This window comes from Streptomyces sp. NPDC052042 (genome assembly GCF_044548345.1).
Taxonomy (GTDB): Bacteria; Actinomycetota; Actinomycetes; order Streptomycetales; family Streptomycetaceae; genus Streptomyces.
Window position 1 is genome coordinate 184,881 of the sequence record NZ_JBIUBU010000008.1, and the last position, 24,572, is coordinate 209,452.

General features: G+C 71.9%; 19 protein-coding genes and 1 riboswitch. Of the genes, 14 read left to right on the plus strand and 5 right to left on the minus strand.

Annotated features, from left to right (window positions below; translation table 11 throughout):
- Nucleotides 1-34: 34 nt before the first annotated feature.
- Entirely contained in the window at nucleotides 35-1,033 is a 999-nt protein-coding gene (locus ACIHCL_RS16350; RefSeq protein ID WP_399862313.1) for a helix-turn-helix transcriptional regulator, read from the minus strand.
- A gap of 836 nt (nucleotides 1,034-1,869) precedes the next feature.
- Between ACIHCL_RS16350 and mfd the strand changes: the two genes are divergently transcribed.
- Both mfd and ACIHCL_RS16360 read left to right on the plus strand, forming a co-directional pair.
- The gene (mfd, locus tag ACIHCL_RS16355; protein WP_399862138.1) at nucleotides 1,870-5,403 is read left to right on the plus strand and encodes a transcription-repair coupling factor; all 3,534 of its coding nucleotides are present in this window, start codon (nucleotides 1,870-1,872) and stop codon (nucleotides 5,401-5,403) included.
- A gap of 79 nt (nucleotides 5,404-5,482) precedes the next feature.
- A complete protein-coding gene (locus ACIHCL_RS16360; RefSeq protein ID WP_399862140.1) occupies nucleotides 5,483-6,025 on the plus strand; it encodes a GntR family transcriptional regulator in 543 nt (180 codons plus the stop codon).
- Nucleotides 6,026-6,316: 291 nt separating this feature from the next.
- On the opposite strand, the gene ACIHCL_RS16365 is transcribed toward ACIHCL_RS16360, so the two are convergent.
- On the minus strand, nucleotides 6,317-7,081 hold the full coding sequence (locus ACIHCL_RS16365; RefSeq protein WP_399862141.1) for a hypothetical protein: 765 nt from the start codon (nucleotides 7,079-7,081) through the stop codon (nucleotides 6,317-6,319).
- 123 nt (nucleotides 7,082-7,204) lie between these two features.
- A complete protein-coding gene (locus ACIHCL_RS16370; RefSeq protein WP_399862143.1) occupies nucleotides 7,205-8,026 on the minus strand; it encodes a DUF4190 domain-containing protein in 822 nt (273 codons plus the stop codon).
- Nucleotides 8,027-8,253: 227 nt separating this feature from the next.
- Between ACIHCL_RS16370 and ACIHCL_RS16375 the strand changes: the two genes are divergently transcribed.
- The 12 genes from ACIHCL_RS16375 to ACIHCL_RS16430 all read left to right on the plus strand — a co-directional run bounded on the left by ACIHCL_RS16375 (nucleotide 8,254) and on the right by ACIHCL_RS16430 (nucleotide 23,463).
- On the plus strand, nucleotides 8,254-10,446 hold the full coding sequence (locus ACIHCL_RS16375) for an N-6 DNA methylase (RefSeq protein WP_399862145.1): 2,193 nt from the start codon (nucleotides 8,254-8,256) through the stop codon (nucleotides 10,444-10,446).
- A gap of 188 nt (nucleotides 10,447-10,634) precedes the next feature.
- Nucleotides 10,635-11,378: a hypothetical protein gene (locus tag ACIHCL_RS16380; protein WP_399862147.1), complete on the plus strand. Its 744-nt coding sequence runs from the start codon at nucleotides 10,635-10,637 to the stop codon at nucleotides 11,376-11,378.
- A complete protein-coding gene (locus tag ACIHCL_RS16385) occupies nucleotides 11,375-12,946 on the plus strand; it encodes a protein kinase (RefSeq protein ID WP_399862149.1) in 1,572 nt (523 codons plus the stop codon). Before ACIHCL_RS16380 ends, ACIHCL_RS16385 begins: the two co-directional genes overlap by 4 nt.
- Nucleotides 12,947-13,562: 616 nt before the next feature.
- Nucleotides 13,563-14,219 carry a SurA N-terminal domain-containing protein gene (locus ACIHCL_RS16390; protein WP_399862151.1) on the plus strand — a complete coding sequence of 219 codons (657 nt, stop codon included), beginning with the start codon at nucleotides 13,563-13,565 and terminating at the stop codon, nucleotides 14,217-14,219.
- A 290-nt stretch (nucleotides 14,220-14,509) separates the two neighbouring features.
- Nucleotides 14,510-15,538 (plus strand): nucleoside triphosphate pyrophosphohydrolase, encoded by a 1,029-nt coding sequence (locus tag ACIHCL_RS16395; RefSeq protein WP_399862153.1) that lies wholly within the window; start codon nucleotides 14,510-14,512, stop codon nucleotides 15,536-15,538.
- A 228-nt stretch (nucleotides 15,539-15,766) separates the two neighbouring features.
- A complete protein-coding gene (locus ACIHCL_RS16400; protein WP_399862155.1) occupies nucleotides 15,767-17,050 on the plus strand; it encodes a cytochrome P450 in 1,284 nt (427 codons plus the stop codon).
- Between the two features lie 134 nt (nucleotides 17,051-17,184).
- The gene (locus ACIHCL_RS16405) at nucleotides 17,185-18,216 is read left to right on the plus strand and encodes a transglycosylase family protein (RefSeq protein WP_399862157.1); all 1,032 of its coding nucleotides are present in this window, start codon (nucleotides 17,185-17,187) and stop codon (nucleotides 18,214-18,216) included.
- A 302-nt stretch (nucleotides 18,217-18,518) separates the two neighbouring features.
- Nucleotides 18,519-18,690, plus strand: a riboswitch (cyclic di-AMP (ydaO/yuaA leader).
- Nucleotides 18,691-18,692: 2 nt separating this feature from the next.
- Nucleotides 18,693-19,448, plus strand: coding sequence for a transglycosylase family protein (locus ACIHCL_RS16410; RefSeq protein WP_399862159.1), 756 nt, complete (start codon nucleotides 18,693-18,695; stop codon nucleotides 19,446-19,448).
- Nucleotides 19,449-19,886: 438 nt separating this feature from the next.
- Entirely contained in the window at nucleotides 19,887-21,167 is a 1,281-nt protein-coding gene (gene eno, locus ACIHCL_RS16415; RefSeq protein ID WP_399862160.1) for a phosphopyruvate hydratase, read from the plus strand.
- A gap of 139 nt (nucleotides 21,168-21,306) precedes the next feature.
- Entirely contained in the window at nucleotides 21,307-21,777 is a 471-nt protein-coding gene (locus tag ACIHCL_RS16420) for a septum formation initiator family protein (RefSeq protein WP_399862162.1), read from the plus strand.
- Nucleotides 21,778-21,854: 77 nt separating this feature from the next.
- Complete coding sequence (locus ACIHCL_RS16425; RefSeq protein WP_399862164.1) at nucleotides 21,855-22,388, plus strand: DUF501 domain-containing protein; 534 nt, start codon at nucleotides 21,855-21,857, stop codon at nucleotides 22,386-22,388.
- A gap of 133 nt (nucleotides 22,389-22,521) precedes the next feature.
- Complete coding sequence (locus ACIHCL_RS16430) at nucleotides 22,522-23,463, plus strand: exopolyphosphatase (RefSeq protein ID WP_399862166.1); 942 nt, start codon at nucleotides 22,522-22,524, stop codon at nucleotides 23,461-23,463.
- A 4-nt stretch (nucleotides 23,464-23,467) separates the two neighbouring features.
- On the opposite strand, the gene ACIHCL_RS16435 is transcribed toward ACIHCL_RS16430, so the two are convergent.
- Complete coding sequence (locus ACIHCL_RS16435) at nucleotides 23,468-23,737, minus strand: type II toxin-antitoxin system RelE/ParE family toxin (protein ID WP_399862168.1); 270 nt, start codon at nucleotides 23,735-23,737, stop codon at nucleotides 23,468-23,470.
- Nucleotides 23,734-24,006 (minus strand): type II toxin-antitoxin system Phd/YefM family antitoxin, encoded by a 273-nt coding sequence (locus ACIHCL_RS16440; protein WP_399862170.1) that lies wholly within the window; start codon nucleotides 24,004-24,006, stop codon nucleotides 23,734-23,736. Before ACIHCL_RS16440 ends, ACIHCL_RS16435 begins: the two co-directional genes overlap by 4 nt.
- Between the last annotated feature and the right edge of the window lie 566 nt (nucleotides 24,007-24,572).

Below are 24,572 nucleotides of genomic sequence, written 5' to 3' on the forward strand. Positions count from 1 at the left end.
CGCCCCGCCCCGGGCCACCGACCGGCCCGCGCCCTCAGATCCAGCCGCGCTCCCGGGCCAGCAGGGCGGCGTGCGCGCGGCTGGCGGCGCCGAGGGTCTGGAGGAGATCGGCGACGTACCGCCGGTACGTCCGTACCGAGACGCCCAGTTCGCGGGCGCCCGCCTCGTCCTTGCCCACGGTGCACATGGACACCAGGACCCGCTGCTCGATCTCCGACAGGCCGACGTCCGGCGCCCCGCCGTCCTCACCGCTGATCCGTGAGAGGTCCTCGGCCTGGTCCCAGATCTTCTCGAACAGGGCGATGATGTTGCGTACCAGTCCGCCGCGGTGGGCCAGCAGCGCACCGCGCGAGGTGTCGTGCGGGTCCAGCGGGACGAGAGCGGCCTTGCGGTCGTACACCAGCAGCCGTTCGGCGCTCTGCTCCGTCACCCGGATCATGGCCCCGTTCTCGGCCAGCTCCCGCAGATACGCGGCGGTCGCCGGATCCCGCAGCGCCGCGCTGATCACCACGTTCCGGATCTTCACACCGCGTCGCAGGCACCGCAGGTCCAGCGGGCGCGAGCGGGCGATGTTCTCGGGCGACAGCTTGGTGTACGGCTCGACGGAGAGGATTTCGTCCCGGGCGAAGAACGCGAGGTCGTCGATCCGATTGCGGATCTGGGCCAGTCCCTCCAACTGCTCGATGCCGGGCGGAGGAGGTCTGCGCGCCCCCTGCTCCGCGCGTAGACCGTCGATGACGTGGCGTGACCGGGTGACGCGCTGCAACTCCTGGTGCAGGGCGTGCAGGCGTAAATCGATGAGCCTGGCCACCGCGATCTCCGGGTCGGTCGGGAAGACACGCCGATCGGGCCCCTCGGGGCGGAGGAGACCGAGCTCCTGGAGCCGGTCGACGCACCCGCGCGCCGCCTGCGGGTCCGCGCGCAGCAGGAGGTGCAGATCGTCGGTGGCGGTGCCGGGATTGCGTAGAAAGTGCCGGTAGACCTCTTCCTCGGCCTCCGAGATCCCGAATATGGACATCTCGTTCTCGCCCATGCGTGCCCCCGCTGCCTGGTCCCTGCGCAGCCGTGTGCTCCGGGGGTCGCCCGCGAGCACCGGTCCACGGCTGCTGTCGCTCACTGCCCGTGCAACTGTTGCGGAATCTTTCGGCCAAAGAGTAGACGCTGAGATCATTTCTGTGAGGGGGCCGGACACAACTGTGTGAGATGCGGAGATGAACGGTGTGCGTCCGGCGATGAGCGGCCCGGCGCGCGCGACGGATGGTCCGGACCGGGACAGGGGCCGTCCCCGCCCGCCCCGGCCTCCGTCCACCCGCTCCTCACCGCCCGGGTCTTCGCCCCCGCCCGCCCCTCGCCGCTCCGGCCCCTCGTCCGGCCCGGCCCCTTTGCCGTCCGCCGCCGCGAGGGCGCGGGGCCGCCCGCTCCCGGCGCCCGAATCCGGCCGCACCCGGCCGCTCCGGGTGGTTGCGGACGCGGCTGTCACGGGGGAGTCGTAGGCTGGGAGCCCCCGGCCTGCCCGGGGGCGGCTCCTGGATCATGCCGGGCCCGGCTCGCGAGGCGACCGAGCGCACCCGCGAGGGTGGGCACGCGCGCCGCCGCGTGAACGCGTTCGCCGAACGCCGTACCGACCGGTGCGTACGGGCCCGCGAGCGGCGGTCCGCGGTACGAGGGTCCGTCGCGTGAGACGGTTCGTCCGAGCGGACGGCCCGCCGTACGGGACGGTTCGTCGTGCGCGGCGGCTGTGCACCCGGCACGCCCGGAAGCCGCCCCCCGTACGCGCCGGGTCGTTCGCGTTGCCCCGGCCCCGGCAGCAGGTTGCCGGGCCCCCAAGCCGTTTGCCCTCGTCACCTCGTTACCCGGACGGAAGCCTTCATGAGTCTGCACGGTCTGCTGGATGTCGTCGTATGTGACCCGGCACTCTCCGAAGCGGTGAAGGCCGCCGGCGACGGCCACCGGATGCACGTCGACCTGGTCGGGCCGTCCGCCGCCCGCCCCTTCGCCGTGGCCGCGCTGGCCCGCGGGACCGGGCGGACCGTGCTCGCCGTCACCGCGACCGGCCGGGAGGCGGAAGACCTGGCCGCGGCGCTGCGCAGCCTGCTGCCGCCGGACACCGTCGCCGAGTTCCCGTCCTGGGAGACCCTGCCGCACGAGCGGCTCTCGCCCCGCTCCGACACCGTGGGCCGCCGCCTGGCGGTCCTGCGGCGCCTGGCACACCCCAGCGCGGACGACCCGGAGACCGGCCCGGTCAAGGTCGTCGTCGCCCCCATCCGCTCTGTGCTCCAGCCGCAGGTCAAGGGCCTCGGAGAGCTGGAACCGGTCTCGCTGCGCATCGGGCAGAGCGCCGATCTCGGCCGCATCGTCGACGCGCTCGCGGCAGCCGCGTACGCCCGGGTGGAACTGGTCGAGAAGCGCGGTGAGTTCGCCGTGCGCGGCGGCATCCTGGACGTCTTCCCGCCGACCGAGGAGCACCCCCTTCGGGTGGAGTTCTGGGGCGACGACGTCGAGGAGATCCGCTACTTCAAGATCGCCGACCAGCGGTCGCTGGAGATCGCCGAGCACGGTCTGTGGGCGCCGCCCTGCCGGGAGCTGCTGCTGACCGACGAGGTGCGGGAGCGGGCCGCCGCGCTGGCCGAGAGCCACCCGGAGCTGGGCGAACTGCTCGGCAAGATCGCGGAGGGCATCGCGGTGGAGGGCATGGAGTCCCTCGCCCCGGCCCTCGTCGACGACATGGAACTGCTGCTCGACGTGCTGCCCGCGGGGTCGATGGCGCTCGTCTGCGACCCGGAGCGGGTCCGTACCCGTGCCGCCGACCTCGTCGCCACCAGCCAGGAGTTCCTCCAGGCGTCGTGGGCGGCCACCGCCGGCGGGGGAGAGGCCCCGATCGACGTCGGCGCGGCCTCGCTGCGGGGCATCGCGGACATCCGGGACCGGGCCCGCGAGCTGGGCATGATGTGGTGGTCGGTCTCCCCGTTCGCCGCCGACGACGCCGACGAGGAGGACGACACCCTCAAACTCGGCATGCACGCCCCGGAGGCGTACCGGGGCGACACCGCCCGCGCCCTGGCCGACACCAAGGGCTGGCTCGCGGACGGCTGGCGCACGGTCTACGTCACCGAGGGCCAGGGCCTCGCCTCGCGCACCGTCGAGGTGCTCGGCGGGGAGGGCGTCCCGGCCCGGCTGGACCCGGACCTGGCGGAGATCTCGCCGTCCGTGGTGCACGTCTCCTGCGGCGGCCTCGACAACGGCTTCGTCGACCCCGGGCTGCGGCTCGCCGTCCTGACCGAGACCGACCTCACCGGCCAGCGCACCGCCACCCGGGACCTGGGCCGGATGCCGGTGCGGCGGCGCAAGACGATCGACCCGCTGACGCTGGAGGCCGGCGACTACATCGTCCACGAACAGCACGGCGTGGGCCGGTACATCGAGATGGTGCAGCGCACGGTGCAGGGCGCCACCCGCGAGTACCTCCTCGTCGAGTACGCCCCCGCCAAGCGCGGCCAGCCCGGCGACCGCCTCTACATCCCCACCGACCAGCTGGAACAGGTCACCAAGTACGTCGGCGGCGAGGCCCCCACCCTGCACCGGCTCGGCGGCGCCGACTGGACGAAGACCAAGGCGCGCGCCAAGAAGGCCGTCAAGGAGATCGCCGCCGACCTGATCAAGCTGTACTCGGCCCGGATGGCCGCCCCCGGCCACACCTTCGGATCCGACACCCCCTGGCAGCGCGAACTGGAGGACGCCTTCCCGTACGTGGAGACGCCCGACCAGCTCTCCACCATCGCCGAGGTCAAGGCGGACATGGAGAAGTCCGTCCCGATGGACCGGCTGATCTGCGGTGACGTCGGCTACGGCAAGACGGAGATCGCGGTCCGCGCGGCGTTCAAAGCGGTCCAGGACGGCAAGCAGGTCGCCGTCCTCGTCCCCACCACCCTCCTCGTCCAGCAGCACTACGGCACCTTCACCGAGCGCTACTCCCAGTTTCCGGTCAGCGTGCGGGCGCTCAGCCGCTTCCAGTCCGACACCGAGTCCAAGGCCACCCTCGAAGGGCTGCGCGAGGGCTCCGTCGACCTGGTCATCGGCACCCACCGCCTGTTCTCCTCCGAGACGAGGTTCAAGGACCTGGGTCTGGTCATCGTCGACGAGGAGCAGCGCTTCGGCGTCGAGCACAAGGAGCAACTGAAGAAGCTCCGGGCCAATGTGGACGTCCTCACCATGTCCGCCACCCCCATCCCCCGCACGCTCGAAATGGCCGTGACGGGCATCCGCGAGATGTCGACGATCACCACGCCCCCGGAGGAGCGCCACCCGGTCCTCACCTTCGTCGGCCCGTATGAGGAGAAGCAGATCGGCGCCGCCATCCGCCGTGAACTGCTCCGCGAGGGCCAGGCGTTCTACATCCACAACCGCGTCGAGTCGATCGACCGCGCCGCCGCCCGGCTCCGCGAGATCGTCCCCGAGGCGCGGATCGCGACGGCGCACGGCCAGATGTCCGAACAGGCCCTGGAGCAGGTGGTGGTGGACTTCTGGGAGAAGAAGTTCGACGTCCTGGTCTCCACGACGATCGTCGAGTCCGGCATCGACATCTCCAACGCCAACACCCTGATCGTGGAGCGCGGCGACAACTTCGGCCTCTCCCAGCTCCACCAGTTGCGCGGCCGGGTCGGCCGGGGCCGCGAGCGGGGCTACGCGTACTTCCTCTACCCGCCGGAGAAGCCGCTCACGGAGACCGCCCACGAGCGCCTGGCCACCATCGCCCAGCACACCGAGATGGGCGCGGGCATGTACGTCGCCATGAAGGACCTGGAGATCCGCGGCGCCGGGAACCTCCTGGGCGGCGAGCAGTCCGGCCACATCGCGGGCGTCGGCTTCGACCTGTACGTCCGCATGGTCGGCGAGGCGGTCGCCGACTACCGGGCCTCCCTCGAAGGCGGCGTCGAGGAGGAACCGCCGCTGGAGGTCAAGATCGAGCTCCCGGTCGACGCCCACGTCCCCCATGACTACGCCCCGGGCGAGCGGCTGCGCCTCCAGGCGTACCGGGCCATCGCCTCCGCCAACTCCGAGGACGACATCAGGGCCGTCCGCGAGGAACTCACCGACCGCTACGGCAAGCTCCCCGAACCCGTCGAGAACCTCCTCCTGGTCGCGGGCCTGCGCATGCTGGCCCGCGCCTGCGGCGTCGGCGAGATCGTGCTCCAGGGCTCCAACATCCGCTTCGCCCCGGTCGAACTGCGCGAGTCCCAGGAGCTGCGCCTCAAGCGCCTCCACCCCAAGTCGGTCGTCAAGCCGGCCGTCCACCAGATCCTGGTCCCCCGCCCCACCACCGCCAGGATCGGCGGCAAGCCGGTGGTGGGCCGCGAACTGCTGGCGTGGACCGGGGAGTTCCTGACGACGATCCTGGGAGCGTAGGCCGGACCGCCCCGCCGCCCAGACCCGCCTACGGTGTGATGCGGCAGGCCGGTGCAGGGGCGGCGAAGGGAGACATGGTGTGAGCGGTGGGGAATGGGTCGGCACCTCGGTGCCGTACCTCACAGGGTCTGCCGGTACCGGCAGCGACGCCTGGGCGGCGGAGGCCGCGGCGGAGGGCCGCCGGGGCAGCCAGCGGATCGTCCGGGCGGGCGAGACGGAGCCGCCCGACGCGGTCGCGGAATTGCTGGGAACACCCGCCGGACAGCACGTCATCGCTCGCCGCAGGATCATGTACCTCGACGACGAGCCCTGCGAGTTGACGGACACGTACTACCCGCTGGACATCGCGGCCGGCACCGGCCTCGCCGGAACCGCCAAGATCCGTGGCGGGGCGATCCGGCTGCTGGCGGACCTGGGGTACGTCGGTGTTCACGTACGCGAGGACGTGACCGCGCGCTCGGCGACCGGCCATGAGCGTGAGCAACTGCGGCTGACGGCCGGTGAACCCGTGCTGCAGCTGACTCGGCTCACCCTTGACCGGGCGGACCGGCCCATTCAGGTCGACGTGATGGCGATGTCGCCGCGACGTCAGAAGCTGCGATACGAGATCAGGATCGGATGACCGTGCCCAGACCCGAAACGGATGCCGCCGACCGCCGCTCACTGCACGAACGGATCGCCGCCGATCTCAGGGCGCAGATCATGGGCGGGGACCTCGTCCCGGGGGCGTCCAGTCCGGCGGCGCGGCGGATGGTGCGCCCGGCGCATGGCGACGGCCGTACGGACCGGCGGCGCCCTGTGCGTTGCGCCGCCGGTCCGTACGGCCGTGCCTGTGCCCTCACCGCCCCGTGCCCGCCGGTGGGCCTCCCCGTGCCCGCCGGTGGGCCTGCCGGTCAGCCGGTGGGCCTGCCGGTCAGCCGGCCAGGTTGCTCGGGTCGACGATGTCCTTGGCGTCGGGAGCCTTCACCTCGACGGGCTTGTCGAAGTCGGAGAGCGTCATCTTCGTCGGTTCCTCGGCGTTCTCGACGTCGACCTGGAGGATGTACGGCTCGCCCTCGGCGGCCACCAGCATCGTGTAGGTGCCCTCGTCGTCCTTCTCGACGAGGCGCAGCGCGCGCTTGCCGTCGACGGTGGTCTCGCCGTCCTTCTTCGCGACGTTGTCGTTGGCCTCGATCTCCTTGAACATCGTGGCCAGGTCGCAGAGTGCGAGCATCTCCTTGCTGTCGGGGTCCGAGACCCCGGACTTCATCCAGCGGCCCGCGAGCAGCTCGACCGCGGCGTCGACGTCCGCGGCGGGCTCGCCCTTGGACTGCTCGCGCAGCAACGCCTCGTCGAACTTCGTGTAGACGGTGCCACCGGTCTTGCGGATCTCCATGCTGCCGGCCGGGCCGATGGAGATGGTTCCCATGCAGTCGCCGGGGGCCGCGGCGGTGAGGCGGGCCGAGACCGCGCCCTCGTCCGTCTTCGTGTCCACGGTGATGTTCATGGACTTCGCCTTCTTGGTGGTCTCAAGGGCCTTGTTGACGACCTCGGGACCCGACATGTCCGCGAAGGGAGCGGGGGCCTTCGACGAGGCCTCGGTGACCTTCGGTGAGGATGTGTCGGTGCCGCAGGCGGCCAGGCTCACCAGGGTGAGGGCACAGAGGGCGGGAACGGTGGCACGGGCGAGAAGACGCATGACGGAAGACTTTCCGGAAAGGCCGAACGGAGGAGGGAGGCGGAGCGGAGGAGAAGGACGGAGCGGGGGGAGAGGGGGAGCGGAAGCGGGGGAGAGGAGAGGGGGAGCGGAGGGGAGCGGACGTCAGAGCTTCAGGTCCCACTGAGTGGCGTCGTAGGTAAACCCGGGGTTGACCTCCACGGTCAGGTTCCGGGCTTCCGCGGGGGCGTCGAAGGCGAAGTCGACCGTGACCTTCTTGCCCGGCAGGATCGTGCCGCTGAAGCCCGTGCCGACCTCGTCGTCGAAGATCTGCTCGGCTTCCACGCCGTTCTCGCCGGCCCGGGCCGTGAGGGTGACGAGGGCGGTGTCGAACTTCTCCTTGCCCGCGTTCTCGATGACGACGGAGACGCGGTAGGACTTGTTGCCCTTGGTGTGTCCGGCGGCGTACTCGTCCGGGGTGTACGGGGCGGCGTCGCCGACCGTGACCGTCAGATCGTCGTCGTACACGGCCGAGTCACCGGCCGCCAGCGCCCCGTCGCCCTTCTTCTTGCCGGCGCCGCCCTTCGCGCCGTCACCGCCGGGCTTCGGCTTCGCGGAGGCCGTGGTATCCGACAACGCCTTGTCGAGTTCGGCCACCGCGTCGCCCACGGCCATGAACGTGATCACCGCACCGACCACCGCCAGGACCAGCGAGACCAGACCGAGGGCGGCGCCGAAGGTGGCCACGCCCTTGTTGGTGGCCTCGCCGCGCTTGACCCGGCCCCGGCCGGACAGGCCCAGGATCAGGGCGATGATGCCGAGGATGCCCGCCAGCCAGAACAGGAGCGGGATCAGGCCCGACACGGCACCGATGACACCCAGGACGAGTGCGGCGATGCCCAGTCCGTTGCGGGCCGGGCGTGCGCCCGGCATCTGGGCGGGTGCGTACGGCTGCTGGGGCTGCGGCGACGGCGTGGACGCGGACATGGCTGTGCCCTCCGACGAAAGACGGGAATGGGATGTGAGCGGTTGACCCATCGCTGTTGTGCAGCGACGGGTCAATAAGACCAAAGCTTGTGAACCGAGTCAACACTGTTCACGATGAACGGGTGGCTGCACGCTGTGAATCGGTCACGTGCGAACGGAATCGGTATGCTCGCCGCCACCGCACAACGACAAGGGCCAGGACCAGGGCCAGGACCAGGAGAAAGTCAGTGCCGGAGAACTCGACAGAGGTGACCGCTGCCGGGATCGCCCGACTCGCCGGTGTGGGGCGTGCCGCCGTCAGCAACTGGCGGCGCCGTCACGCGGACTTCCCCAAGCCTGTCGGCGGCACCGAGACGAGCCCGTCCTTCTCGCTGACCGAGGTCGAGCGATGGCTGCGCGACCAGGGGAAGCTCGCCGAAGTCCCGCTCCGCGAACGGGTCTGGCAGCAGCTGGCCGGGCATCCGCTCGGCCCGGTCCCCGCCCTGATCCACAGCGGCTGTGTCCTGCTGGTGCTGCGGAACGATCCCGCCGCATGGCGGGAGATCGCCGCCGTGCCCGACGAGGCGATGGCCGGCGTGCTGTCCCTCGTCCTCGACGACACGCTCGGCGAGCGGTTCGGTCCGGCCGAGGAGCGCGGGCGGGCTGTTCACACCCCCGGCCGCGCGGAACTGCTTCCGTCCGTCCCGATGCTCCGCGGTGTCGCCGAGCTCGCCGCCGAGAGCGGCGCCCGGGAGACCTTCGAGTTTCTGCTGGGCCGTCAACTGGACGCGAACCCACGCCAGTACACCCTCACCCCGGCCGGGCTTGCCGCGCTCATGGCCGCCTTGGCGGACGCCGGGGAGCGGCCCGCCCGCACCGTCCTCGACCCCGCGGCGGGCACCGGCGCCCTGCTGTGCGCCGCCGGCCGCCGCGACGCCCTGTACGCGCAGGAGGCCGACTCCGACCTCGCCTCGCTCACCGCGCTCCGACTCGCCCTCCACGAAGACACCGGTACGGGCCGCACCATCCGGGTGCGCACCGGCGACACCCTCCGCGCCGACGCCTTCCCCCGGCTCGCCGTCGACGCGGTGCTCTGCCACCCGCCGTTCAATGAACGCAACTGGGGCCACGACGAACTCGCCTACGACCCGCGCTGGGAGTACGGCTTCCCGGCCCGCACCGAGTCCGAACTCGCCTGGGTACAGCACGCCCTGGCCCGTCTGCGGGAGGGCGGCACCGCCGTGCTCCTGATGCCGCCCGCCGCTGCGTCGCGCCGCTCCGGCCGCCGCATCCGCGCCGATCTGCTGCGGCGCGGCGCCCTGCGCGCCGTCATCGCGCTCCCGGCCGGAGCCGCGCCCCCGTACGGCATCCCGCTCCACCTCTGGGTGCTGCGCAAGCCGGGCGGCGGGGTGCGCACCTCGCCGGAACTCCTCCTCGTCGACACCGCCGAACCGGCCGAAACACCCGCGCCGGGCCAGCCGGCCGCCACCCCGGCGGGCGGGCGCGACCGGATCGACTGGCAGGCGGTGCACGGCACCGTGCTCGACGCCTGGCGGCCGTTCGCGAGCCAGGGCGAGGGGGGAGCCGACGGCGGCGAGGGCGAGGGTCGGGCGGAGCAGGCCGGGCCCGGACGGCCCTCACCGGCGCCCTTCGGAAACGGCCGTCCCCCGTCGGCCGCTTCCGGTGCCGCCCGAGCCGTTCCCGTCATCGAACTCCTCGACGACGACGTCGACCTGGCCCCCGCCCGCCATCTCCCGCCACCGGCGGTCACGGGCGGACCGACCGAATTGGCCCGGGTACGCGAACGGCTGGCCGAGACCCTCGGCCGCACCGGCGCCCTCACCCCGCCGGCCGTGGTCCCCTCCGAGCCGGCCCACTGGCCCCTCACCACCGTCGGCGAACTCGCCCGCGCAAGCGCGCTCCGGTTGCACACCGGCGGCGCCGGCAAGGGGCCCGCCACCGTTCCCGTCCTCACGGAACACGACGTCCTCGGCTTCACCGCCCCCTCCGGCACGCTCCCCGCCGACGGTCCGGCCGAGGAGCCGGTCCTGGTCGAAGTGGGCGACGTCGTGGTGCCGGTGCTCGGCGGCGGTTCCGTCGTCCGGGTCGTCGACGACGCCACGGCCGGTGCGGCGCTGGGCCGTAACCTCCAGTTGCTGCGCCCGGACCCGACCGCCCTCGACCCCTGGTTCCTCGCCGGATTCCTGCGCGGCACCGCCAACAACCGCCAGGCCAGCAGCTACGCCTCCACCGCCATCCGGCTCGACGCCCGCCGCCTCCAGGTTCCCCGGCTGCCCCTCGCGGAACAGCGCCGGTACGGTGAGCGGTTCCGCGCCCTGGCCGAATTCGAGGAGGGGCTCAGACTGATCGGCCGGCTCGGCGGCCGACTGGTCCAGGGAATGTACGACGGGCTGACGGACGGCACGGTCGCCCCGAAGTGATCGGAACCACAACGGTTCGGTACAACCCCGCGCCTGTTGTCGTTGTCGCCCTTTACGCTCGGATCCGCGTACATGGACGCATGTGCGCGGACGTTCCACGACCAGGTCTCCAGGGAGCAGCCATGTACGCCCCGGGTCTTTCACCGACACCGCCGCGTCGGGTTTCCAGCAGGGCCTGGATCATCTCGATGCGCGTGCTGTTCGTCGCGCTCGCGGTGTGCTCGGTGGGCCTGCTGCTGTGGACCCCGCTGCTCCGGCTGGCGATCGTGCGGCGCCGGACGGTCGACTGGTGGCTGACCGGGGCCGGTTTTCTGTTCGTCTGCATCACCCTGCCGATCCTCGGCAGGGAAGGGAGCGATGAACCGGCCGGTATCGACTTCGTCCTCATTCCGCTGCTGCTGGTGATGATGGCGGCGGCCGTCGGGTACTACGTGGTCGAGGACATCCGGTACTACGAACAGCTCACGCGACCGAGGCCCATGGGCGGATACAGGGCCGTGACGGTACCGGGGTACGGATACCCGCCCTCGGCGCTGACGGGCGTACCGGCCGTCACCCCCGTCCCCGGCTCCGTGCAGCCGCCCGCCGCCTTCCCGTACCAGTCGGCGCAACCGCCCGCCGTGTCGCCGCAGCCGCAGCGGTATCCGCAGCCGCAACCACAGCCGCAGCCGCAACCACAGCCGTTCGCCGGGCCGCCGCAGCCGCACCCGGCACACGCGCCCCATCCGATGGGGCCCCAGGACCCTGCGCCCGCCCCCGCCGCTCACCCGTACCCCGCTTCCGGCTCCGCCGCGCCCGACCCGTCCCCACAACCCCAGCAGCCCCAGCAGCCCCAGCAGTCCCAGCAGTCCCAGCAACCCCAGCGCATCGAGCAGGTCCGCGCGGAGCTGGACGAGCTGAGCGCCTACCTCCGCAAGGAGGAGGGCCGATGAGCGGACGCGTCATCGCCGGGCGGTACGAACTGGCGACGGTCATCGGCCAGGGCGGCATGGGCCAGGTCTGGACGGCCTACGACCAGCGGCTGGACCGCCGGGTGGCGGTGAAGCTGCTGCGCCCCGACCGGGTCGCCGGCCCCGTCGACAGCCAGGGCGCGGACGAACTGCGCCGCCGCTTCGTCCGCGAGTGCCGGATCACCGCACAGGTCGACCACCCCGGCCTGGTCACCGTCCATGACGCGGGCAGCGACGCCGAGGACATGTACCTCGTCATGCAGTACGTGGAAGGCGCCGACCTCGCCGACCACCTCGCCGAGCACGACCCGTACCCCTGGCCGTGGGCCGTGTCCGTCGCCGCGCAGTTGTGCGCCGTGCTGTGCGCCGTGCACGCGGTCCCGATAGTGCACCGCGACCTGAAACCCCGCAACGTGATCGTGCGTCCGGACGGCGCCCTCACCGTTCTGGACCTCGGCGTCGCCTCCGTACTGGACACCGACACCACCCGTCTCACCCACACCGGCTCGCCGATCGGCTCCCCGGCCTACATGGCGCCCGAGCAGGCGATGGGCGGCGCCGTCGGCCCGTACACCGATCTGTACGCACTCGGCGCGCTCCTCCATGAACTGCTCAGCGGCGACGTGCCGTTCGCGGGAACCACCGCCCTGGGCGTGCTCCACCGCCACCTCCACGAACCGCCGGTCCCCGTCCGCCGCGTACGGCCCGACATCCCCGAACCGCTCGAAGCGCTGGTGCTGCGGCTGCTGGCCAAGGACCCGCAGCAGCGCCCGGCCGACGCCCAGGAGGTCTACGAGCACCTCGCCCCGCTGCTTCCCGCCCGGGGCACCGGGCTGTCCACCGGGCCGCTCGACCCGACCCGCCCCTTCCTGCGCCCGCACGCCCCCTGGCCCGACCGGAGCACCGTCCCGTCGCCGTCGCAGGTGCCCCCGCCCGTCCTTCCGCCCCCGTCGGCCGCCCCGGCGGGGCCCGCGGCGGCCCGGCCCGATGTCGCCACCGCCGTCGACGAGGTCAAGCGGCTGCTCGGCGAGGGCCGCATCACCCAGGCCGTGGACATGCTCGGGTCCCTCCTCCCCGTCGCGGCCGCGCAGCACGGCGAGGACTCCGCCGTGGTCCGCATCCTGCGCAAGCAGTACGCGACGACGCTGATGGACGACGGCCAGTACCGCCGCGCCCTGCCCGAGCTGCGCCGCCTCGCCGCCGACCGCGCGGCGCACGCCGGACCGGCCGACGCCCAGCTCCTCCAGTTCCGCCAGGACGCGGCCCACTGCCTGGAACAACTCGGTGACCCGGCCGCCGCGCTCGCCGAGTACCGCGCGGTGCTCCCGTACTGCGAGAACCCCCGGGCCACGGGCGGCGACCCCGCCCGCTCCTTCGAGATCCGCAACCGCATCGGGCATCTGCTGCTCGCGCTCGGCGACCACACGGGCGCGCGCGTCCAGCTCCAGGGACTGCTGTACGACGCGGAGCGGGCCTATGGGCCGCACCACCCGCTGCCGGTGGAGCTGCGCCGACGGCTCGACCGGCAGGCCGAGGTCCAGAGCGGCTGAGGGAGCGCCCGCTGTCCCGATGGGTAATGGGCACGCCAAACGTGCGCAAGGGAATGTCACGGATGCCGCCGTGGGCACCCGCGGCATGAGATCGTGTCCTGCCGCCGGGGCGGCTGACGACCCCGCCTGCTCCGTCGGCCTCTTACCTCGTACCTCTCTCTTCGATACCTCTCTCCTCACGTTTTCCGGGCACCACCGAGGTCTCCGTGTCCTCCGCCTCTCCAGGAAACGTCGCCGCGTCTCCCCGGCCTCGGCGGCCGTCGCCGCTGTCGCGGATGGTGCGTTTGTCGCGGGTGGTGCGTTCGCGGCCGAGGGTGCAACCGCCACGATGATCGGGGCTGCGCCGATGCCGTATCCCCAAATCAGGTGCAGAACCATATAGTTCGCGCGATATACGCCCATGAGTGGTCGAACTGGTCTGTTTCGCCCAAGATATGAGGCGGGGAAGCCGTGGGATTCGTGGAACGGGGAAGCCGCGGAGCCCTTGGGCGGTGCCACAGCTCCAACTCCGCCCGAATCGTTGGCCGAACCGGTGGCCCTGAGCACGTCCACTGCCTACCATCGATCAGCGCAAGGTCTTGTGCACTGATGCACAAAGTCTCCCCGGGAGGTTCCTTTGCACCGCCGCCGTCGCACCGCGCTCACCGTCTCCGCCGCCCTGCTGGTCGGCACCCCACTTCTGGCCGCTTGCGGCGGTCAGGCGCAACCGGGTGCCGCGGCCCTCGTCGGGGGCGACCGGATCGAGGTGTCCACCGTGCAGGGGCAGGTGGCGGCGGTGCGCGAGGCACAGAGCGAATCCCGCGACGGCGACCAGCTCGTCGACAAGTCCGGGCAGCTCGGCCGGGCCAAGCTGCACAGCCTGATCTTCGACCGGATCCTGGACCGGGCCGCCCAGGACGCGGGCGTGTCCGTCACCCGCGGCGAGGTCCAGGAGATGCGGAAGGCCGCGGTCGCCCAGTCCGGGGGAGAGGCACGGCTGCTGGCGGCGATGCTCCAGCAGAGCTGGGTGGCGCCCGACCAGATCGACGCCGTGCTGCGCGAGCAGGTCCAGCTGACGAAGCTGGCCCAGGCACTCGGCGCCGACCTGCGGCAGCCCGAGGGACAGAAGATCGTCGGTGACGCGCTCAGCAAGGCGTCGAAGGCGCTGAAGGTCGACGTGAACCCGCGCTACGGCACCTGGAACGACCAGCAGACCCAGCTCGCCGACTACAAGGCCCCCTGGATCAACCAGGTCACCAAGCCCGCCGGGGCGGTGCCGGAGCCCGGCCTCTAAGGGCTGTCCCGTCGTCCGTGGTGGCCCGGCGCGTGCGTCGGATGCGGTGCGTCGCCGGACGGAGGGGCCGCGTACCGGAGGTGCGCGCGGGCGTTTCGGCAACGCGGCGAGGTGCCGCGGCCGTCGTCGGGCGCCCGCCGGGGACGACCACAGCCCCTGGTGCGGCGACCTGGCAGGCCCACCGGCCCGGGAGCTGCGGCGAGGCGCTGGGGTCGGGGGCACCACGGGGGTCGCGGGGGTCGCGGGGCCGAGCGAACGGTGGCCCGCCCGGCCGGAGGTAGATTCGAACGGTGAACGCTGAAGCCCCCGGCCGCGTCGGAGCCTCCGGCCGTACCGAGCCCTCCGGTCCTGCCGAAGCCCCCGGCCGTATCGTCCTGCTCACCGCCAGCCACCGCGTGGCGCCCGGACTCCTGTCCTGGCCCGCCTGGCAGGCGTTGCGCGCCGCCGACCGGGTGCTCTGCGCGGAGCCGGACAATCCGCAGCTGCCGTATCTGCGCGAGGCGGGCGTCACCGCCGAGCACTCCGTCCCCACCGCGCACGAACTCGTCGACGCCTGCGCGGGCGGACGCACCGTCGTCGTCCTCACCGGTGGCGAGGGGAACCAGCCGCTGACCGACGGCCTCGCCCGGCTCGCCGGTTCGGGGCGGGTGAGCATGCCGGACCTGGAACTGCTGCCCGGCTCCTACGACCTGCCCGGTGCGCGGCTCCTCGACCTGGTCCAGATCATGGACCGGATCCGGAACGAATGCCCGTGGACGTCCCGGAAGACCCACGAGGGCCTCGCCAAGTACGCCATCGAGGAGGCGTACGAACTCGTCGAGGCGATCGAGGACGGCGATCGCGACGAACTGCGCGAGGAACTGGGGGACGTGCTCCTCCAGGTCGTCTTCCACGCCCGGATCGCCGAGGAGGGCGGCCCCGGCGAGGGGGACGAGCCCTTCTCCGTCGACGATGTGGCCGCGACCCTCGTCGAGAAGCTCATCCACCGCCACCCGCACGTCTTCGGTGACGAGACCGCCGAGACCCCCGAGGACGTGCACGCGCACTGGCTGCGGACCAAGGCCGTCGAGAAGCGGCGCACATCCGTCACCGACGGGGTGCCGCTCGGCCAGCCGGGGCTGGCGCTGGCGGCGAAGCTCGCCTCCCGGGTCCGCACCGCCGGGCTCGACGTGCCGCTGCCCACGGGCCGGGGCATCGGCTATGAACTCCTCGCCCTCGCCGTACGCGCCGAGCGGGACGGCGTGGACCCCGAGGCGGCGCTCAGGGCCGCGGGCCGCGCCTACCGGGACGCCATCCGGGCGGCCGAGGGCCACGGCTGACCCCCGCTGGGCGGCGATCCGCGCCTCCGGGGGCGCCGACCGGCTCCGAACGGCGGGGGATAACGTCAAAGGGTGAACCACAGTCCCGCCGACCGCCCCGCCGATCAGACCGTGGGACGGCCTGCCGGCCGGTCCGCCGAACGCCCCGGGGGCCGCGCCGCCGGCCGGCCGGTGAGCCCTCCCACCGATCAGCCCGTCGGCCGTTCCGCGGACGCGCCGGCCGGCCGCTTGACGGATGAGGGCGCGGACCGCCCCGCCGCCTGCCCCGCGGGCGCACCCGAACTCTTCACATGGGAGTTCGCCACCGACCCGTACCCCGCCTACGCCTGGCTGCGCGAGCACAGTCCCGTGCACCGCACCACGCTGCCCAGCGGTGTCGAGGCGTGGCTCGTGACGCGGTACGCGGACGCCCGACAGGCGCTCGCCGACGCGCGGCTCTCCAAGAACCCGGCGCATCACGCCGAACCCGCGCACGCCAAGGGGAAGACCGGCATCCCCGGCGAACGCAAGGCGGAGCTGATGACGCACCTGCTGAATATCGACCCGCCCGACCACACCCGGCTGCGCCGCCTGGTCTCCAAGGCGTTCACCCCGCGCCGGGTCGCCGCGTTCGCACCGCGCGTGCAGGAGCTGACGGACGGGCTCATCGACCGCTTCGCCGCCGAGGGCCGGGCGGACCTCATCCACGACTTCGCTTTCCCGCTCCCCATCTACGCGATCTGTGACCTGCTCGGCGTCCCGCGCGAGGACCAGGACGACTTCCGGGACTGGGCGGGCATGATGATCCGCCACGGCGGCGGCCCGCGCGGCGGGGTCGCGCGGTCGGTGAAGAAGATGCGTGGCTACCTCGCCGAACTCATCCACCGCAAGCGGGAGAACCCGGGGGACGATCTGATCTCCGGGCTGATCCGGGCCAGTGACCACGGCGAGCACCTCACCGAGAACGAGGCCGCCGCGATGGCCTTCATCCTTCTCTTCGCCGGTTTCGAGACGACCGTCAACCTCATCGGCAACGGGGTGTACGCGCTGCTGCGCAACCCCGCCCAGCGCGAGCAGTTGCAACACTCCCTCGACGCGGGGGAGAGCGCGCTGCTGGAGACCGGTATCGAGGAACTGCTGCGGTACGACGGCCCGGTGGAACTGGCGACCTGGCGGTTCGCCACCGAGCCGCTGACGCTCGGCGGCGAGGACATCGCGGTCGGCGACCCCGTACTGGTCGTGCTCGCCGCCGCCGACCGCGACCCGGAGCGCTTCGAGGACCCCGACACCCTCGACCTCGCCCGACGTGACAATCAGCACCTCGGATACGGGCACGGCATCCACTACTGCCTCGGCGCACCCCTCGCCCGGCTGGAGGGGCAGACCGCGCTCACCACACTGCTGAGACGCCTTCCCGACCTGCGGCTCGCGGTGGAACCCGCCGATCTGCGGTGGCGCGGAGGGCTGATCATGCGCGGACTGCGCACGCTCCCCGTGGAGTTCGAGCCCCGGCCCAGCCCCAGCTTGTTCTGACGGTCCGTCAAGAATGTGATGTGCGCGTGATACGTGCTGCATCGACTTGTGACACGCGTTCGAGTCCGGTTAGGTTCACCGTTCGACCCACCGGTCGCTCGTCAGAACTCGTCCGTCACACGGAAGGCAATCTCATGGGCTCCGCGAACGGCAGACACCGTCGTCCTCGCCAGGCACCCGCCATCGTCGTCGCGGCGGGCGTGACCGGATCCGCCCTCGCCATCCCGCTGCTCGGCGCGGGCGCCGCGCAGGCGGCCGATGCCGCGACATGGGACCGGGTCGCCGAGTGTGAGAGCGGCGGCACCTGGAGCGCCGACTTCGGGAACGGCTCCTACGGCGGTCTTCAGCTCACCCCGGAGATCTGGAAGGCGTACGGCGGTGAGGAGTACGCCCCGCGCGCCGACCTCGCCAGCCGCGCCCAGCAGATCGCCGTGGCCGAGAAGATCCTCGGCGACCGGGGTCCGCAGGCGTGGCCGAGCTGTGCCCCCCTGTCCGGTCTCGCGACGGACGGGTCCCTGCCGGGCGTCGACCCGGGGGCGACGCCCTCCGGCGGCCCCGCCGAGGGCGCCGGCGCGAAGAAGGGCGCGGGGGCGAGGGGCGGCACCGGTTCGGCGGAGGACGCGCAGTCGGGCGACGAGGGGCGGGAGTCCCCGTCCGGCGGGCACGCCACGCCTTCCCGTGGCGCCGGGAAGCCGGCCGCGAAGCCCTCGCCCACCGAATCGGCCACCGAGTCCGGCGCGGGCGCGTCCAGTTCTTCTTCCGGTGCGCATCGTTCATCCGGGTCTAGGGATATGGGCGATTCGGGTGTTTCTTCCGGACCGTCAGAAAAGTCCGAGGCGACCGGAGGATCCGGGATGTCCGGAGGCGTGGGTGGCAAGCACCGTGGCGCACCGGCCGCCGAGGAGCAGGAGGCCGGTGACGGCGTCGGCCGCGAGTCGGGCCGCCATGCCTCGCGCGGTGGTGAGGGCGGGCGCGGGGCGGGCTCCCCGGTCGCGGATGACACGTACACCGTCCGTCCCGGTGACAATCTCTGGGCGATTGCCGAGGCGGAGGACGTCCCCGGTGGCTGGCCCGCGCTCTATGAGGCCAACAAGGAGGTCCTGGGCTCCGATCCGGACCTCATCCTCCCTGGTCAGAGCCTTGAGGTCGATGTGAAGGCCGACTGAGGCCCGGTTCGGTGACCGGCTGATGGGGCCTCAAGAACCGGGGCGCTTCGGAGACCTGTGTCCGCTTGTGCGTAAGTGAGACATGGGTCTCTTTGCGTCAATTGGCGCGTCGGGCTCAGAGGGTCCTTCCGTAGCGCTCCCCACCTGCGAAAACGACGGTTCCTCAGATGCAAGTAAGAGATGATTGTCCGATGTGTCTATCTTTGAATATGAGGCTTATATGTGTTTACGGTCAGAACCGCTCGCACCGCGGGCCCCGTCGACCGTCACGCCGAATCCTGCCGTCGGTCGGAGGGAACAGACGCGTTCAAGCGCCGTAGGCAGGAGCGGGGGACCCAGGTAGGCGTCGGCCCCGACCGTCGGAAGACGCGTCAGGACCGGCTTGGGGTGAAGTCGCGTGCTAGGACGTGCGACCGGGCAACTCACTAGGCCCGAACCCGACAGCTCACCTCGTAGGCGTCGGTGAGGAGACTTCCATGCTGTTTTCCGGCAAGGGCAAGCACCGTCGCCCGTCCAAGGTCGTCCGTGTCGCCACGCTCGCCGGCGTCACCGGCTCCGCCGTCGTCGTCCCGCTGATGGGTGCGGCCGACGCCTCCGCCGCCTCCGTGGCCACCTGGGACGCCGTCGCCCAGTGCGAGTCGGGTGGCAACTGGTCCATCAACACCGGTAACGGCTACTACGGCGGCCTGCAGTTCTCGCAGTCCAGCTGGGCCGCTGCCGGTGGCCTGAAGTACGCGCCCCGCGCCGACCTGGCCACCAAGTCCCAGCAGATCGCCACCGCCGAGCGGCTCCTCGCCATGCAGGGCCCGGGTGCCTGGGGCTGCGCCGGCGCCGGCAACCTGCGCAACGACGGCGTCAAGCCGGGTGTCGACACCTCCTCGAAGAGCTCCGGCACCGTCAAGAAGCAGAACACCCAGACCGCCCCCAAGCAGCAGACCCAGCCGACCCAGCAGGCCCAGCAGCAGGTCGAGCGCGGCCAGGCCCCCGCCTCCCGCTCCGAGCGTCCCGCCGCCCCGCAGACCGGCGCGAAGAAGACCGTCACCACCCCGACCGGCAAGAAGGTCAAGAAGGGCGACGGCGAGTACAAGGTCGTCTCCGGCGACACGCTCAGCAAGATCGCCGCCGAGCACGGCGTCAAGGGTGGCTGGCAGCGGCTGTTCGAGCTGAACAAGGACATCGTCGAGAACGCCGACCTGATCTACCCGGGTCAGCAGCTCCACCTGACGAAGTAGTCCGGCACCCTCTCCTCTCCTCACCTCCCGGGCGTCCCCGGACGCTCCGGTGCCCCAGGACCCCCCGGCCCGGCGCGCGTTCCCCGTGCGCGCCGGGCCGGGGTTCTCCGTTCGGCGCGCATGGCGTGCGACGCGCACGGTGCTCCGCGGGTGAGGTCCGGGCGGTCCGTCACCTCCGGGCGCCGCGCCCCGTTCAGGCGGTCCGTCACCACGGCTCCGCGCCCCCGGTCGCCCCCCCTGCGGGGCCGCCCGTTCAACTGTTGTAGTTACTGATCCGTAATCTTCTGGCCATTTGCCCGGGATCGTTCTCCCTTGGGTTCTTTTTCGTCCCAGGAGGCGGGCGGTCGTCGGGCTGAGCGGGCGGGGCCGGTTAGGCTCTTGTCGCAAGGCCAAAGTGACCCTGCAGAACCAGTGTCATATCCCAGAAGGAGATGCCTCGTGCCGTCCATCGACGTCGTCGTAGCCCGGGAAATCCTTGACTCCCGGGGGAACCCCACGGTCGAGGTCGAAGTCGGCCTCGACGACGGCAGCACGGGCCGTGCCGCCGTGCCGTCCGGTGCCTCCACCGGCGCCTTCGAGGCCATCGAGCTTCGCGACGGGGACCCCAACCGCTACCAGGGCAAGGGCGTCGAGAAGGCCGTCCTCGCCGTCATCGAGCAGATCGGTCCGGAGCTCGTCGGCTATGACGCGACCGAGCAGCGGCTGATCGACCAGGCGATGTTCGACCTGGACGCCACCGAGAACAAGGGCTCGCTCGGCGCCAACGCCATCCTCGGCGTCTCGCTGGCCGTTGCGCACGCCGCCTCCGAGGCGTCGGACCTGCCGCTGTTCCGCTACCTTGGCGGCCCGAACGCGCACCTGCTGCCGGTCCCGATGATGAACATCCTCAACGGCGGGTCGCACGCCGACTCCAACGTGGACATCCAGGAGTTCATGATCGCCCCGATCGGCGCGGAGTCCTTCTCCGAGGCCCTGCGCTGGGGCGCCGAGATCTACCACACGCTGAAGAAGGTCCTGAAGACCAAGGGCCTGTCGACCGGTCTCGGCGACGAGGGCGGCTTCGCGCCGAACCTGGAGTCGAACCGCGCCGCCCTCGACCTCATCATCGAGGCCATCAAGGAAGCCGGCTACGTCCCGGGCAAGGACATCGCGCTCGCGCTCGACGTCGCCGCCTCCGAGTTCTACAAGGACGGCACGTACGAGTTCGAGGGCAAGTCCCGCTCGGCCGCCGAGATGACCGAGTACTACGAGGAGCTGGTCTCCGCGTACCCGCTGGTCTCCATCGAGGACCCGCTGTACGAGGACGACTGGGACGGCTGGAAGATCATCACCGACAAGCTCGGTGCCAAGGTGCAGATCGTCGGCGACGACCTGTTCGTCACCAACCCGGAGCGCCTGGCCCGTGGCATCGAGGAGGGCTCCGCCAACGCCCTGCTCGTCAAGGTCAACCAGATCGGCTCGCTGACCGAGACCCTGGACGCCGTCGAGCTCGCCCAGCGCAACGGCTTCAAGTGCATGATGTCGCACCGCTCCGGCGAGACCGAGGACGTCACCATCGCCGACCTCGCCGTCGCGGTGAACTGCGGCCAGATCAAGACCGGCGCCCCGGCCCGCTCGGACCGTGTCGCCAAGTACAACCAGCTCCTGCGCATCGAGGAGATCCTCGACGACGCCGCGGTGTACGCGGGCCGCTCGGCGTTCCCCCGCTTCAAGGGCTGAACTCCACTGGCCCGGGCCTCCGACCCCCACGGACGATCCCGGTCCGCAGGGGCACCGAGGACCCCGGCCTCCGTCCGTCCCCGCACGCGGTCCCGTACCGTGTGCGGGGACGGACGTGTGTAACAGGGGAGGCGGAGACATGGCCGCGAAGGACCGGGACCGGTTCTCCACCGCGACCCGGCTGCGACTGCTGGGCGAGCAGACCGCCGCCCGCGTCTACCGTTCGCAGACCCGTCGGCAGGACCGCCGCTCCCGCCTCACCGGCCGGGCCGCCTTCCTGGCCCTCGTCGTCTGCTCCCTCGTGGTCGCACTCGCCTACCCGATACGGCAATACGTGTCGCAGCAGGACGAGATCGCCGACCAGGAGCGGCTGGCGCGGGAGGCACGGGCCCGCACGGAGGAGCTGCGCGACGAGAAGGCGCGGCTCCAGGACGACGCGTACATCAAGCAGCTCGCCCGCACGCACCTGCACTATCTTCTCCCCGGGGAGACGGGCTACACGGTGATCGACCCCGACGCGGTCAAGGAGCGCGAGGGCGAGAAGGACGAGTCCGGACGGCCGTGGCACTCCAACCTCTGGGACGGGGTCGACAGCGCCGACCGGGGCTGATTCCCGTCCACCCGTACCCTCCCGTCCGCAGACCCCCGGATCCGCCGGATCCGGCAGAACCCCAGAACTAGGCAGGCATGGAAACCCCTCCTCCGCAGACCGAGCCCACCGAGCCCACCGAGGCGGACATCGACGCGTTCCGGCAGCAGCTGGGCCGCCCGCCCCGCGGGCTGCGCGCGATCGCGCACCGCTGCCCGTGCGGCAACCCGGACGTGGTCGAGACGCAGCCCCGGCTGGAGGACGGCACGCCGTTCCCGACGACGTACTACCTGACGTGCCCGCGCGCCGCGTCCGCGATCGGCACCCTGGAGGCGAACGGGGTCATGAAGGAGATGACCGAGCGCCTCGGCAGGGACCCCGAGCTGGCCGCCGCGTACCGGGCCGCGCACGAGGACTACGTCGCCCGGCGCGACGCCATCGAGGTGCTGGAGGGCTTCCCCAGCGCGGGTGGCATGCCGGACCGGGTGAAGTGCCTGCACGTGCTGGTCGCGCACTCGCTGGCCGCGGGCCCCGGGGTGAACCCGCTGGGCGACGAGGCGATCGCGATGCTGCCGGAATGGTGGCGCAAGGGGCCGTGCGTGACGCCCTGCGCACCGGACGACGAGGGCTGACCGACCCTTCCCCGAGGGGCCCTGCGCCCGGATCCGCGCTCCTCGGCCGCCGCCGGGGCCGGTCCGGGGGCCGCGCCCCGGACCTCGTTCCCGGCACGGCCCCGAGGGGCCCGACTCTCCACAGGAGCACTCAATGACCCGCGTGGCCGCGATCGACTGCGGTACCAACTCCATCCGTCTGCTCGTCGCCGACGCCGACCCGTCCACCGGTGAGTTCGTGGAACTCGACCGGCGGATGGAAATCGTCCGCCTCGGCCAGGGCGTGGACCGCACCGGCCTGCTCGCCGCCGAGGCGCTGGAGCGGACGTTCGACGCCTGCCGCCGGTACGCGGAGGCGATCGAGAAGCACGGTGCGCGGCGGATCCGCTTCGTCGCCACCTCCGCCTCCCGCGACGCGGAGAACCGCGACGATTTCGTCCGCGGCGTGCGGGACATCCTGGGCGTCGAGCCGGAGGTGATCAGCGGCGACCAGGAGGCGGAGTTCTCCTTCACCGGCGCCACCAAGGAACTGATGGGCCGCGATCACCTCGTCAAGCCGTACCTCGTCGTGGACATCGGCGGCGGTTCCACCGAGTTCGTCCTCGGCGACGACCATGTGCGGGCGGCGTGCTCCGTGGACATGGGGTGCGTCCGGATGACCGAGCGGCACCTCGTGCGCGACGGCGCCGTGACCGATCCGCCGACCCCGGGCCAGCTCGCCGCGATCCACGCCGATGTCGAGTCGGCCCTCGACCGTGCGGAGGAGAGCGTCCCGCTCACCCGGGCCGCCACCCTCGTCGGCCTGGCCGGGACGGTCACCACGGTCGCCGCGATCGCCCTCGGGCTCGACACGTACGACTCGGAGGCGATCCACCACTCCCGCGTCTCCCTGGAACAGGTCGAGGAGATCACCGCCCGCCTCGCCGCCTCCACCCACGCGGAACGTGCGGCGATCGGCGTGATGCACCCGGGCCGGGTCGACGTGATCACCTCCGGGGCGCTGATCCTGCTCGCCGTCATGCGGCGGACCGGCGCCCGCGAGGTCGTCGTCAGCGAGCACGACATCCTCGACGGGATCGGATGGTCTTTGGCCTGACCGCCTACAGGTTGCGGTACACGTCCCGGCGGTCGCCTACCTTGACGACGAGGATGACGAGTTCACCATCGTTGATCTGGTAGGCGACCCGGTAGCCTCCGACCCGGAGCCGGTAGAGCCCGGACGGGCCGGTGAGCTTCTTGACGTCGGTGTCCTCGCGGTACGGATCGTCACCGAGCGCGGTCAGCGCGGTCAGGATGCGCATGGCGTCGGGCCGGCTGATGACCCGGAGTTGCCGCTGCGCCGCCGTGGTGAACCGGAAGGCGTACTTCACGGCGCCTCGCCGTCCTGCTCGGTGAACAGGTCCGCCAGCAGTTCCGCCATCGTCACTGTGGGGCCGCCCTCGGCCAGGACCGCTTCGGCTTCGCGCGCCAGCATGACGTCGGCCGCTTCCTCCAGCGCCTCGAAGTCCGCGATCGGGACCACGGCTGCCACCGGAGCGCCGTTGCGCGTGATGACGGTCGGAACGCCTTCCTCGGCCCGGTTGATGTGGTCGGCGAGGTGCGCGCGGGCTTCCCGCACGGTCACGGTGTTCTCAGTCATGAGATTAGTGTACGCGCTCGCGTGTACACGCGACCCGGTCCGGGAGCCGCGTTCGTGAGCCATGCTCGACGGCATCGCCTGGTACGCGGCGGGCCGCGGCGACTGACCGGCGGCCGGGCGTGCCTCCGTCGCAGGGGGTGCGGGGGCCGGCGGCGCATCGGCCGCGGCAGCGGGCGCGGGGCCCGGGTGACGGGTCCCGGTGGTGGGGCGCGGTGGTGAAGGTGGGGTCCGGAAGGGTGCTCGGCCGGGGTGCGAAGGGGGCTCACACGCATTCCCGCCTGCGTTTCTGAGCCCTGCGGGCCGGTCGAGCCGGGGGTTCGCAGGGGCGCGCCGCGAGAAACTTCGTGAACTTCTTCACAAGTAATTCCGCCCCGCGGAGGGTGGTTCCGGCCCATACGGGTGTCCGGAGCCGCCCGGGGCGTCATTCCGTGTCGGCGGGAAGTCGTTCCGAGGGTGTTCCCGGAAGGTGGGCCGGGGTGGTGGTCCACCGCTCCGGAGAGCCCAAGGGCCAGCTCACAGGCGGTGATCAACGTCCGCGCGGGCGTCCTGGTTCCCTTTCGGTGCCA